At 70.1% G+C, this 13993-nt stretch carries 4 protein-coding genes; all 4 read right to left on the bottom strand.

Translation table 11 applies throughout. The features are described 5' to 3' along the window. Positions 1 to 105: 105 nt before the first annotated feature. Positions 106 to 3369 carry a maltose alpha-D-glucosyltransferase gene (gene treS, locus ACFZ8E_RS07765; protein WP_147841851.1) on the bottom strand — a complete coding sequence of 1088 codons (3264 nt, stop codon included), beginning with the start codon at positions 3367 to 3369 and terminating at the stop codon, positions 106 to 108. A gap of 159 nt (positions 3370 to 3528) precedes the next feature. Next, the gene (locus ACFZ8E_RS07760; protein WP_405042523.1) at positions 3529 to 6927 is read right to left on the bottom strand and encodes a maltotransferase domain-containing protein; all 3399 of its coding nucleotides are present in this window, start codon (positions 6925 to 6927) and stop codon (positions 3529 to 3531) included. 90 nt (positions 6928 to 7017) lie between these two features. Continuing rightward, complete coding sequence (locus ACFZ8E_RS07755; RefSeq protein WP_405042522.1) at positions 7018 to 11904, bottom strand: malto-oligosyltrehalose synthase; 4887 nt, start codon at positions 11902 to 11904, stop codon at positions 7018 to 7020. Further along, the gene (gene treZ, locus ACFZ8E_RS07750) at positions 11901 to 13706 is read right to left on the bottom strand and encodes a malto-oligosyltrehalose trehalohydrolase (RefSeq protein WP_405042521.1); all 1806 of its coding nucleotides are present in this window, start codon (positions 13704 to 13706) and stop codon (positions 11901 to 11903) included. The genes ACFZ8E_RS07755 and treZ overlap by 4 nt, the downstream gene beginning before the upstream one ends. Positions 13707 to 13993: the final 287 nt, after the last annotated feature.

Raw genomic sequence — 13993 nt, 5'->3', positions numbered from 1 at the left:
CTCGGGTGACCGAAGCGGCGTCCGAGAAGGTCGGACGGCTTCAGGCCGGTCTGTCTCCGCGCGCGCCGACGAAGCCGTTCTTGCCTCGTCGGCACGCGCATGGGATCAGGACGCCTTGGCGTCCTCCAGAATGGTCAGAACCCCACGGGCGGGGATTTCGATCCAGTCGGGGCGGTTGTTGGCCTCGTAATCGACCTCGTAGAGCGCCTTGGTCAGCAGGCAGAGGCGAAGCAGCCGGCCATGCGTCTCGGGGTCGGTCACGGCGGCGCGGCTTTCCGAGACCGCGGTCTCGTAGCCCTTCAGGAACGCCGCATCGATCATGCCACGCCACGCGAAGGCGGCGGTGCGCGCCCGATCCTCCGAATCCGCGAAGCGGCCGGCGATCTCGCGGGTCACCGTCTCGGCGCCGTAGGCGAACGAGCGCAGCATGCCCGCCACGTCGCGCAGCGGCGTCGACTTCGCCCGGCGCTCGTCGGCCGGACGCGAGGGCTCGCCCTCGAAGTCGACCAGCACCAGGTCGCCGCTCGACACCAGCACCTGCCCGAGATGGTAGTCGCCGTGGATCCGCGTCTTGAACGCGCCCTTCGGCGGGTCGCGGGTCAGCGACGCGATCAGGGCATCGACCTCGGCACGACGCCCGGCGAGCGCGACGCTCGACGGGCGGCCCGCATCGAGCCCGCGCTCCGCGATCGCCTTCAGGCCGCGGAAGGCCCGATCGGCCTGGTGCCGGGCATCGGCGCCGAGCACCGCCAGGTCGTCGGCGGTGAAGGGCTCGGCCGCGAAGGCCGCGTCGCCGGTCTCGATCGCGAAGGCATTGTGCATCTCCGCGGTCCGCCGCCCGAGCAGGTCGGCCCAGCGTAGGTGATCGTGGAACGCTTCCGCCGGCGTCGGCGCCTCGCTCTCGGGGGCCAGCACCACGGTCTCGAAATCGCGGCGCAGGCCTTCGAGCATCACCGTCCAGGCGTCGCCCTGGTTGAGGACGAAGCTCTGCAGCACGGCGAGCGCCGTGCGCGTGCCGTCCTCGGCGACGTGCTCGAGGGTGCCGAGCAGCGCCGGCGTGTTCGGGAACTTGGCCTCCTCGGTGAGGAAGCGCCCGACCTCGACTTCCGGGTGCGTGCCCGGCTGCAGGCGGCGCAGCAGCTTGAGCATCATCTTCGCGCCGATGGCGATCGAGGTGTTGCTCTGCTCCGCCGAGAGCCGGCGGACGTCGCTCGCCTCGAACGGCACGCTGTGGTCGAAGGCCGAGGTCGAGGAGAACACGAGCTTGCCGCCCTCGGTCGGGATCTCGCGGCCGTCGCGCATCCCCTCGGCGAGGCAGATCGCGAAGTCCGGCGAGGCCGCCGCGCCGTAGAGCAGGCCGGTGCGCGGGCCGCGGCGCACGCGCGCCACGGCGAATTCGAGCAGCGTCTCGTCCTCGCGCCCCTCGTCGACGCCGACGGGGACGAAGTATTGCTGGCGCTCGCCGTTGGAGAGCTGGACGTCGAGGCGCGGCAGCAGGAAGCGGGCTTCGCCGCCGGCCTCCTTCACGGTCGCGCAGTCGACGACCTGCACGCTCTTGATCCGCGAGCCCTTGGCACCGAACCAGCGCCGGCTGGCGATGAAGGGCGGGATCACCGTGCGCTCGAAGGCGAGGCGCTCGCGACCGGCCATCAGGCTCTCGATGCCGCCGGTGAGCACCAGCGTGAACAGCTCGGGCGCCTCCTTCATCGGCCCGATCGTGCCGGTGTTCGCCGACGACAGCGAGAACCAGTAGAAGCCGTAGGATGGCAGGGTGAGCAGGTAGGGCAGCTCGCCGATCGGCGGGAACTCGGTTCCGCCGGTGAGCTCGATCGGCACGGCGCTGCGCAGCTCGGACAGGTCGAGCTGCACCGCCTGCGGCGCCCGTGACAGGTTGGCGACGCAGAGCACGCGCTCGCCCTCGAACTCGCGGATCCAGGCGAGCACCTTGCGGTTCGACGGATACAGGAACTGCATCGAGCCGCGGCCCAACGCGGTGCTGTTGTTGCGAATGGCGATCATCCGCCGCGTCCAGTTGAGCAGGCTGGTCTGCGACTGCGTCTGCGCCTCGACGTTGAGGGCGTCGAAGCCGTAGATCGGGTCCTGGATCGCCGGCAGGAACAACCGTTGCGGGTTGGCCCGCGAGAAGCCGCCGTTGCGATCGGGCGACCATTGCATCGGCGTGCGCACGCCGTCGCGATCGCCGAGGTAGATGTTGTCGCCCATGCCGATCTCGTCGCCGTAGTACAGCACCGGCGTGCCGGGCATCGACAGCACGAGGGACTTCATCAGCTCGATCTTGCGCCGGTCGTTCTCGAGCAGCGGCGCGAGCCGGCGGCGGATGCCGAGGTTGATGCGGGCGCGGCGCTCGGCGGCGTAGAACGACCACAGGTAGTCGCGCTCCTCTGCCGTCACCATCTCGAGCGTCAGCTCGTCGTGGTTGCGCAGGAAGATCGCCCACTGGCACCCTTCCGGGATCTCGGGCGTCTGGCGCATGATGTCGGTGATCGGGTGCCGGTCCTCGCGGGCAATCGCCATGTACATGCGCGGCATCAGCGGGAAGTGGAACGCCATGTGGCATTCGTCGCCGTCGCCGAAATACTGCGCGGTCTCCTCCGGCCACTGGTTGGCTTCCGCCAGCAGCATCCGGTCGGGATAGCTCGCATCCAGCGCCGCGCGGATCGCCTTGATGACCGTGTGGGTCTCGGGCAGGTTCTCGCAGTTCGTGCCGTCACGCTCGATCAGGTACGGGATCGCGTCGAGGCGCAGGCCGTCGACGCCCATGTCGAGCCAGTAGCGCATCGTCTCGATGACCGCTTCCAGCACCTTCGGGTTGTCGAAGTTCAGGTCGGGCTGGTGGCTGTAGAAGCGGTGCCAGAAATACTGCTTGGCGACCGGATCCCAGGTCCAGTTCGAGGTCTCGGTGTCGAGGAAGATGATCCGCGTGTCCGAATACGGCGTGTCGGTGTCCGACCACACGTAGAAGTCGCGCTCGGGCGATCCGGCCGGCGCCTCGCGGGCGCGCTGGAACCACGGATGCTGGTCCGAGGTGTGGTTGATGACCAGCTCGGTGATCACCCGTAGGCCGCGCTCGTGCGCGGCGTCCACGAAGCGCCGGAAGTCGGCCATCGTCCCGTAGGACGGGTTGACCTCCTCGTAGTCGGCGATGTCGTAGCCGTCGTCGCGCAGCGGGGACGGATAGAACGGCATCAGCCAGATGGCGGTGACGCCGAGGTCTCGGACATAATCCAGCCGCTGGGTAAGGCCCTCGAAATCCCCGATCCCGTCGTTGTTCGAGTCGAAGAACGACTTGACGTGGATCTGGTAGATGATGGCGTCACGGTACCATTGCGGATCGCTGCGATCGATCATCGCGTCGTTGCCTCGCACGTCGGATTCAGGGGCGTTGGTGCCGGTCCCGCGCGAGGATGATCGTCGCGTGATCGGTGTGCGGCTGTAGAACCGCAGGATGGTGGCGACAGCGCGACCGACCGGGCCGATCGCGCTGGATTTCTGTTCACACGGGCAGCCTCAGCCCGCAACCCGCTTCGGACGGCTGAGCCGCCAGATGATGCACGAGCGCTCGACGGGATCGAGGGCGATGCGGTGCGACTTGCCGCGCAGCTCGAACGTGTAGCCGTCGAGCAGGTCCTCGACGGCGACCGCCCCGCCGTCGCCCTCGCCAAGCAGCCAGAGCGGCACCTCGTAGGTGCATTCCTGGCGGTTCTTGGGATCGAGGTTGACCATCACGAACACGCAGTTGTCGCGGTCGGGCGTCGTCTTGGCGTAGGCGATGATGCTGTCGTTGTAGGCCGCCGTGAACACGACGTTGCGGAAATCCCAAAGCGCGGGGTTCTCGCGACGGATGTGGTTGAGCTTGATGATGTGCTCGCGGATGTTGCCGGGCCGGTCGTAGTCCCAGGCCTTCAGCTCGTACTTCTCGGAGTTGAGGTACTCCTCCTTGCCGGGATAGGGCGCCGCCTCGCACATCTCGTAGCCGTTGTAGATGCCGTAGACCGACGACAGGGTCGCCGCCAGCGTCGCCCGCACGACGAAGCCGGCGCGGCCGCTCGTCTGGAGGTAATGCGGGTTGATGTCGGGCGTGTTGGCGAAGAAGTTCGGCCGGTAGTACTCGCCCATCTCGCCCGCAAGCTCGGTCGCGTACTCGGTCAGCTCGGCCTTGGTGTTGCGCCAGGTGAAGTAGGTGTAGCTCTGCTGGTAGCCGGCCTTGGCGAGCTTCTTCATCATCTTCGGCCGGGTGAAGGCTTCGGCGAGGAAGAGCGCGTCCGGATAGCGCCCGTTCACCTCGGCGATCACCCATTCCCAGAACGGGATCGGCTTGGTGTGCGGGTTGTCGACCCGGAAGATGCGCACGCCGCGGCTGCACCAGCCGAGCAGGATGTCGCGCAGCTCGATCCACAGCGACGGCAGCGCGCCGCCGTAGAAGTGCACGTTGGAGATGTCCTCGTACTTCTTCGGCGGGTTCTCGGCGAACTTCAGCGTCCCGTCCGGGCGCCACTCGAACCACTCGGGATGGTTCTTGATCCAAGGATGGTCGGGCGAGCACTGGATCGCGAAGTCGAGCGCCACCTCCATGCCGTGGGCGTGGCTCGCCGCGACCAGGCGCTCGAAGTCGGCCAGCGTTCCGAGTTCGGGATGGACCGCCTCGTGGCCGCCCTCCTCGGTGCCGACCGCGTAGACCGAGCCGACGTCGCCCGGCAGCGCCTTCAGGGTGTTGTTCTTGCCCTTGCGGTTGGTGCGCCCGACGGGGTGGATCGGCGTGAAGTACAGCACGTCGAAGCCGAGCTCGCGGATCTCCGGCAGGCGGCGGATCACGTCGTCGAAGGTGCCGTGGCGATTCACGTCCATCGACTGCGAGCGCGGGAAGATCTCGTACCAGGCCGAGAACCGGGCCGCGAGCCGATCGGCGATCACCTGCGCCGTCACGGGGTAGCGCGAGGCGTTCACCCGCTCCGCGTTGCGGCGGACGAGGCTCGCCGCGTCGGGCACGAGGATGCGGTCGAGCTGGGCGGCCGAGCCGGTCTCCTCGGCGCCGAGCGCGGCGACGAGCGCCTGCAACCGCTCCTTGTCGCGCCCCTCGGCGAGGTCCGCCGCGGTCTGGACCAGGGTGACGCCCTCGATCGTCTCGAGGCGGACGTCGACGCCGGCGTCGCGCTTCTTCAGCGTATCGCGCATCCAGGACGAGAATCCGTCGCGCCAGCCCTCGATGGTGAACTCGTAGCGGGCGTTCTTCTCGAGCGGGAATTGCCCAGCCCAGCGGTCGTTGTCGACGAAGACCATCGGGTCCCGGCGCCATTCGCTCGTGCCGACGACGCGCGACAGGATCGCCGCGTTCAGGATCTCGTGACCGTCCGAGAAGATGTCGGCCTCGATCCGCAGGTTCTCGCCGACGACGCGCTTGACCGGAGAGCGGCCGCCGTCGAGTTCCGGCGTCACCGCCTCGATCACGACGCGGCCGGTGCCGTCCGGCGTTCCGCGGCTCGGCAGCTTGGTCACGGCCGCCGCGACGGCGCTGATGATGCGCAGCTCGCCCGGCGCCAGGTCGATGGCGCTGCCGGGATGGAAGGCGATCGGCTCGGCTTCCGGCGTGCGGTCGACGAACGGCCCGAGCAGGCCGCCCGTCCGGGTGATCAGCGCTCCGGCATCGACCGGCACCGGCTTGTCGGTCGAGTTGAAGAGCAGGATGACGGCGTGCCGGGCGGAAGCCGGATGGCCGGAATCGTAGCGGGCGAGCGCGACGAAATCGGCGTCCGGCGCGGAGATCCGAGCCTGCGCGCCCTCGACGTTGGCGGCCGGAAGCTCGGCGCGCAGGGCGTTGATCGCGGCGACATAGGCCGAGATGTCGATCCCGGTCTCGGATTCGCGGTCCGCCGGCGTCGTGTCGACGACGTGGACCGCGCGGCGATAACCCCACTCGTAGCCGATCGGCATCAGGACGCCGGCCGAGTAGAACGCGGCGAGAGCGTAGCGGCTGCGCAGCTGCGCGGCGACGGCCTCCGGGCCGCCCGACACCTTGGCCGCGAGCCGCGGCATGTCGTGGTTCTCGGGAAACGCGATCGAGGGGGCGATGACGCGCAGGCGCTCGTACTGCTCCAGCGCCCAGGGCTTCTTAAGATCCCACCACGCGAACGAGTTGAAGAGGTAGTCGAACCCGGCGCCGGCGGTGGCCTTGGCCTCCTCGAAGGTGCAGCCCAGGGTCTCGGCGGCGAACAGGCAGCCGGCCTCGCGCGCCTTCGCCTGCCCGATCAGGGCGCGCCACGTCTCCGGCGGGACCTTGTAGGCCGCATCGCAGCGGAAGCCGGCGACGCCGAGGCTCTGGAGATGGGCGATGTAGGCGTCCCAGATCCGGGCCAGCTCGCTGCGCGGGCCCTCGGAATGGTAATCGAGCTCGGCGAGATCGCCCCAGACGGTGCGGGTCGACGGATCGTCGGGATCGACCGCCGCCGGGCTGGCGATCGAGCCGTCGGCCTCCTTCACGAACAGGTCCGGCCTGTCGCGGGCGAGGCGGCCGTCGTTGGCGGTGTGGTTGATGACGAGGTCGGTCATCACCGAGAGGCCGATGGCCTCGGCCGCCGTGCAGAAGCACCGGATCTGATCGTCGTCGGAGGTGCCGTCCCGGTCGCGGAAGCGATCGTCCAGCCGCTCGGGGTCGGCGACGGCGTAGAGGCTGCCCGAGCCGCCGGTGGCGTGGAACGGGTTCAGGTAGACCCAATCGAAGCCGAGGGCGGCGATCCGCGGCAGCTCGGCCGTCCAGTCCGAGACCCGCCCGACGAGGAGCGGGAACAAGTTGTAGATCCGCGGCCCCTGGATGCGCGCGTCCGAGGCCCGCGTCGCGAGGCCGGCCGGCGGCGCGACGGGGGCGGCCCCATCCGCTGCGGCATTCCTCGATGCGGTGGTCGGTGCGTTCATGCTGGCCTCGAGTTGTTGGATGGCGTCATCGACTAACGCCCGAATGCCGGGTGCGTGCCGTGCCCGCGGATGCGGCGCGGCACGCTCGGATCACGCCCGGCGCCGGAGGACGGCGTAGGGCAGCGCGGAGAACAGCGCTCCGAGATCGGCGGAGCCGTCGTAGCCGGCCCCCGTGACGATGTCGTACCAGGACGTGCCCGCGCCGAGATCGACCGTCGTGCCGGCGAACCCCGCCCCCAACCAGGCGGCGTCCGTGACCAGTCCGGCGACCAGTCGCGGGACCGCGACGAAGATGTCGCCGTCCGCGCTCGCGTCGGAGCGAAGGTAGGCGACGACGTTGTCCGCACGCGGCCCCGTCGCCTCGATCGCCCGGTAGTCGGCCTCGGCATAGAAGGCCGGACGCGCGGCGCGGTCGGCGAGCAGACGCGTCAGGGTCGCCTGCTTCACCCGTCCGTCCGGCCAATGCGCCAGCAGTTCGGGCAGCACCCCCTGGTCCGCAAGAGCGCGTTCCATCGCCGCGTAGTTCACCGGCCGGCGGTTGTCGGGATCGACGAACGAGAAGTCCCAGAACTCGGTGCCCTGGTACACGTCCGGCAGGCCGGGCAGCGTGCATTTGAGGACCGTGCGGCCGAGGCCGGCGATCATCCCGAGATGGGCGAGGCGCCGGGCGAACGGCCGCAGCTTGGCCAGGAACTCGGACCCCGGCGCGATCAGCGCCTCGAACAGCTTGGCGACCGCACTCTCGTAGGCTTCGTCGACGTTGACCCAGCTCGACCTGCGCTTGCCCTCGCGCATCGCCTTCTCGCTGTAGGCGGTCAGGCGCTTGCGGAAATCCTCGATGGCATTCGGCTCGTCGGCATCGAGCAGCTCGAGCGGCCACGCCCCGAGGATGGCCTGGAAGAACATCCACTGGTCGTTGGCGTCCGGCGCCGGCTCGTCGTCGATGGTCGTCAGGTGCGGGACGGCGATCGTACGCCACAGGTCCCAGGCGCGGGCCCATTCCTCCGGCAGCTCGGACAGGGCGAGCAGGCGCGAGCGCGCGTCCTCGCCGCGCTTGGTGTCGTGGGTCGCCGTCGTGATCATCGCGTTCGGCCAGTCGCGGGCACGCGCCGCCTGGAGCGCGTGGAAGTGCTCCGCGTCGAGGCCGTACTCGCCCGGATCGCCGCCGACCTCGTTGAGGCCGAGCAGCATCGCGTAGCGGTAGAACAGCGTGTCCTCCAGGCTCTTGGCCATCACCGGGCCGGTGAGCTGCTGGAAGCGGCGGCGGAACCGCAGGATCACGATCGGGTCCGGCCGTCCGGGCCCGGAGGTCTCGATCCGGCCGATGAGCGCGGCGGCCGCGAAGTCGTGGACCGAGCGGTCCGGCAGCGCCGACCAGCGCTTGGCCTTGGCGACCGCGCCCTCGATCAGCCGAACGTCCTCGGCCTCGACATCGCTCTCGTCGAGGTCCGGCGGCAGGTAGCTGCGATAGGTCGGGAACCGCGCGATGATCTCGATGAGCGCCCGGCGGATCGCGTTGACCGAGAAGTCGCGCGTGCGCCGGTCGGCATCGGCGATCTCCTTGAGGTCGGTGGTCAGCACCTCGAGCTCGCTGGCGAAGCTAATCTCGAGGATCTCGGCCTTCGCGGCGCGAAGCTGGAAGCCGTAGGGCTCGTCGAAGCCGGTGGCCCACTCGTAGAGCCGCTTGATCTTGCCGCGCTTGCCCTGGTCGACGAGGATGCCGTCGAGGTGGTTCAGCACGTCGTAGCCGGTGGTGCCGGCGACCGGCCACGGCCGAAGCTTCTCGCCCGGCTCCAGGATCTTCTCGACCACGACGTAGAAGCCCGGTCCGACGGCCGCCTGCAGCGCCCGCGCATAGCCCTGCGGGTCGGCCAAACCGTCGATGTGGTCGATGCGCAGACCGTCGATCCGCCCCTCGCGGACGTGCCGGAACACGGTCTCGTGCGAGCGGTGGAAGATGTCGTTCAGCTCGACGCGCAGGCCCGCCAGCGAGTTCACGTCGAAGAAGCGCCGGTAGTTGATGTCGCTCGACGCGACGCGCCAATGAGCGAGGCGATAGGCCTGGCTCTCCAGGAGCCGGTGCAGCGGGCCGAAGCTGTCCGGGCGGCCCTTGAAGCCGTTGAGCAGCTTCAGGCTGCGGTCGATCGCGGCTCGGATCTCAGGCGATGCGGCGCAGACGGCGGCGAGCCGCTGCTTGAGCCCTTCCGCCTCCTCCGGGAAGGCGACGCGGCGCCTCGCGTCGGTCTCGGCGCCCATGGTGCGCAGGCGCTCGGAGATGGCGAGCAGCTCGCCCTGCGCCTCCTCGTCCACGTCGCCGAGCGCCGCCAGCACCCGATTGAGGATGGTCGGGTAGTTCAGCGGGCGGATCGGGAACTGGTGCTCGTAGTGCCAGACGCTGAAGGCCCCGGCGACCGCGTCGAACTTGAGCTCGAGGTTCCCGTTCTCCAGCGCCTCGCCGTAGCGCTCGCCGAGGAAGGGGATCACCAGGTTGCGGTTGGCGCCCAGGCGTTCCCAATCGATGTCGAAGGCATGGCCGAAGGGCGAGAGCGCGCCCCATTCGAGCACGGACAGCCACCACGGGTTGTCGGCGCCGCCGACGCCCATGTGGTTGGGGACGATGTCGAGCAGCAGCTTCAGCCCGTGCGCCCGCAGCGCGTCGGACAGGCGCACGAAGCCGGCCTCGCCGCCGAGCTCAGGGTTGATCGCGCCGTGGTCGACGATGTCGTAGCCGTGGGTCGAGCCGGGCCGGGCCTTCTGCAGCGGCGAGGCGTAGACGTGGCTGATCCCGAGCTTCGCCAGGTACGGGACGATCTTCTCCGCGTCGGCGAAGGTGAAGTCCTTGTGGAACTGCAGGCGGTAGGTCGCGCGCGGCGGGGCGGTCGCCAGGCGGGCGGCACCGGAGCGTGGGCCGCGATCCTCGGCCGACAGGGCGGCGGCGAGCTTCGCCAGCGGGCCGCCCGGCGCGGCGATGGCGGCGAGGTCGCGGTCGAGCTTGCGCCGCCAGTTCGGGTAGCCCTCGGTCGAGCCCGGCACGTTGGCCTGGCTCAGCTCGGAGACGACGTCCTCGTACTGCACCGCGGTCAGCATCGACGGAGCGCGGGCGAGGTAGCGCGCAGCCGCCTCGAACGGGGCCGCGTCCGGCGGCTCGGCGCCGACGATGAGCTGCTGCGCGGCCAGCGCCTCGGACAGGCGCCGGCGCTCGGTGACGCGCTCGTTGCGCTCCGCCTCGGCCCGCTCGGCGTCGTAGAGGCCGAGGGACTGGCGCGTGTCGGTGTCAACCCCGCGCCACCAGCCGACGAAGGTCGGCAGGTCGTGCGTGGTGATCGCGGTCAGCGCGTCGCGGGGATAGGCCTCGGGCGCCTTGAACCGCCCGTCCTGCTCACGCTCGAACGCCAAGATCCGGTAGCTGAGGATGCCGGCCTGCATCAGCGCGTCCGAGAAGCCCTCCGGCGCGGTGCCGAGATCCTCGGCGATGACGAGGCACTTGTTGCGATGGCTCTCCAGGCGCAGCACCGCGATCATCGGCTCGAACGGCATCGCCACGTAGGCGCCGTCCTTCGCGCCGCCGCCGAGCGGGATCAGGAACAGGCGGGCGAGCTGGAAGGCGTGGTCGATGCGGATCGCGCCGGCATGGCGCATGTTGGCGCGCACCAGCGCCCGGAAGGCGGCGAGCCCGTCGCGCTCCATCTCGAGCGGATCGAAGGCCGGCAGTCCCCAATCCTGGCCCTTGGGCGCGAGCAGGTCCGGCGGTGCGCCGATCGAGACGCGGTCGGCGAAGCGCTCGGGATGCGACCAGATCTCCGAGCCGCCACGGTCTGCGCCGACGGCGAGGTCGCGGTAGAGGCCGATGCGCATGCCGGTCGCGAGCGCCCGCTCGGAGGCGTCTGCGAGCTGCCGGTCGGCGAGGTACTGGAGCCAGGCGTGATACGACACCGCGTCGCGGTGCTCGTCGGCGAAGGCCGCGACGGCGTCCGTTCCGGCGCGCCGGAATTCCTCCGGCCAGTCGCCGAGCCACTGGGCGCCCCGCCCCTTGAAGTGCTCGGACAAGGCCTCGAACGTGGCGTGCGATTGAAGATCCTCGCCGCCCTCCTCCCGGAAGGCCGTGAAGCCCGCATCCGCGCCCCGGCTCGCATCCGACTCCGCCCAGAAGTCCTGCAGCACCGGCGAGAGCACGTCCCACACGCCCTGATGGTCGACCAGGGCGGCGGCGCGCAACGCTTCGACGCGGGACGCCATCTCGGCGAGACGCCTTTCCGCCCGCGAGCCGACGAAGCCCGGCATGCTCGTCGGCGCGATGAACAGCGTGTCGAGGAACAAGCGCGAGGACGGCGAGTAGGGCGAGATCTTGGTCCGGTCGGCGGCAAACAGGGCGTGCACCGGGCTCAGGCCGAGAAATGATGCGCCGCGCAGGCCCGCATCGCGCGCCGCCTGACCCGCGTCGGCATAGGTGCCGATCCCGAGGTTGGTGTCGGAGCGCAGGCCGTAGAGCTGGGCCGCGAGACCCCAATCGCTGGCGCCCTCGTCGGCATAGGCGCGCGGACGCCAGCAGCGCTGCGGCGCCGAGATGATCCAGGCTTCCGCGGTCCGGTCGCCGAGGGTGACGGCGAGGTGATGGTAGCCCGGCGTCAGCGGCGGCAGCTCGAACCCGGCGGTATCGCTGGACAGGGTTGCCCGGCCCTCGCGGGCGTTGCCGCGCTCGTCGACGAGGCGCCAGACCGCCGTCCCCTCCCCGCGAACCGGAACGCGCACCGCGCGGCGCGCCTCGACCGGCAGCAGCGGCGGGATCAGGCCGTTGCGTAGGGCCTCGACCTCGCCGAGGCTCTGGGCGATCTCCTCGTCGGTGCCGACCGCGAAGCCGAGCGCCGCGAGCATGCCGCGGCGGACTTCGAGCGCGGTCTCGACCGGCTTGCCGAAGGCGTCGACGTAGCCGTCGGCGATGCCTGCGAGGTCGGCAAGGCGTTGCAGTGCACTGCTCATCGGGCCGCTTTCGTCAGAAATACACCCGTCCAGGCGGGCAGAGTCGCACCGGTGCCGTCCGGCGCATTGGTCCAGACCGGCGTGTCGTCGCCGGCCTCGACGGAGAACGGCGCATCGCCGACATTGGCGACGAACCGCAGGGTCCCGCCCGCGTAGGACCAGGTGCAGTCGACCACGTCGGCGCGGGGAAGGATCGCCTTCGCGTTGCGATAGCCGGACTTGGCGAGCGGCACCACCACGTCCCGGCGCAGGGCCAAGAGCCGGGTGGTCTCAGCCAGCACCTCCCGGTGCGGCGAGCGCTCGCGCTCGGACCAGTCGAGCTTCGACGCCGCGAAGGTCTCGGCCTCCGTCGGATCCGGGATCACCGACGTGTCGTCGGCGAAGGCCGCGAAGCTCTTGAACTCCTTGCGGCGCCCTTCCCGGACGGCCTTGTTCAGCTCCGCGTCCGGCGCGAAATCGACGAAGAACAGGAACGGCGTCGAGGCCGACCATTCCTCGCCCATCCACAGCATCGGAATCTGCGGGCTGAGCAGGAGCCCGGCGCGCGCCAGATCGAGCTTCTTCGGATCGGCGAGCTGGCTTAGGCGCTCGCCGAGCGCGCGGTTGCCGACTTGGTCGTGGTTCTGCAGGAACGTCACGAACGCGGTCGGCGGCAGGTGGGCCGAGGGCTCGCCGCGCGGATGGTCGCCCAGCGTCTTGAACGGCTCGCCCTGATAGGCAAACCCCTCCGACAGGCAGCGCGCCAGCCGCTCGACCGGCTTGTCGCTGAAGCTCTCGTAGTAGCCGGAATCCTCGCCCGTCAGCAGCACGTGCCAGCAATGGTGCAGGTCGTCGGCCCACTGGGCGTCGTGCTGGAGCGGCTTGCCTGAGCCGTCGCGCTCGAGCCACTTGGCCTGGTTGGCCTCGTTCTCGAGCATGAGATGGATCTGGCGATCGGGGAAGGCCGCGCGGACCGTCTCGCCGAGCTCGGCCAGGAAGTGCGTCGGCGAATCGTCGAGGATCGCGTGGACGGCGTCGAAGCGGATGCCGTCGAAATGGTATTCCTCGAGCCAGTACAGCGTGTTCTGGATGAAGAACTGCCGCACGGTGTGGCCGCTCTCCTTGCCGTCGAAGTTGATGCCCGCGCCCCACGGGGTCTGGTGCCGCTCGGTGAAGAAGGTCTTGGCGTAGGCGTGGAGATAGTTCCCGGCCGGCCCGAAGTGGTTGTAGACCGCGTCAAGGTAGACCATCAGCCCGAGCCCGTGCGCGGCGTCGATCAGGCGCTTGAGGTCGTCGGGGCGGCCGTAGGCGGCGTCCGGCGCGTAGGGCAGCACCCCGTCGTAGCCCCAGTTGCGGGTGCCCTTGAAGTCGGCGAGCGGCAGCAGCTCGATGGCGGTGACGCCGAGCGCCTTCAGGTCCGCCAGCCGCTTCTGCAGCCCGGCATAGGTGCCCTCCGGCGTCGCGGTGCCGACATGCGTCTCGTAGATCACCGCCTCCTCGAACGGGCGGCCCTTCCACGCGTCGTCGCTCCAGGCGAAGGCGGCCGGGTCGATCACCTCGGACAGGCCCGACACGTCGTCCGGCTGGAAGCGCGAGGCGGGATCGGGCACCACGAGGTCGCCGTCGACGCGGAAGCCGTAGCGGGCGCCGGCCGCGACCCCGGGGACGGTCGTTCGGCGCCAGCCCTCGCCGGCATCCGGAAGCGCGTGATCCGTCCCGTCGACCACCAGCACGACGTCCCGTGCCGTCGGGGCCCAGAGCGCGAAGCGGACGCCTTGGTCCGCGATCTCGGCGCCGAAGGCCATGTTGTGCGTGCGCCGCATCGGGCCACCATCCTCATCGTTCGGGGCTCACGGGTCGGTCCGGATCGCGCGGGGGCGATCCCCGGAACGGTGCCGGGCGTGAACAGCCACGTCTGTCACAGAAGCGGTCGGCCCAGCTCTTGTTCCCCGCACCGCACCCAAACCCTGCCGATCGCGCGGCGGCATTCGGGCGCGAGCTTGGCCGGAGCCGGCGCAAGGCGGGAACGCGCGGGGATCCTGCGGTTGCAGGCGTCGCTCGCGGTCGCGAAAAAGGCGGCGGACGGGCCGGGATCGGGTGCTTGCGCCGG

Source organism: Methylobacterium sp. HMF5984 (assembly GCF_045033435.1).
In the GTDB taxonomy this organism is placed as follows: domain Bacteria; phylum Pseudomonadota; class Alphaproteobacteria; order Rhizobiales; family Beijerinckiaceae; genus Methylobacterium.
Note: the sequence above shows the minus strand (reverse complement) of the source record. Positions and strands in the feature narration are given on the sequence as shown.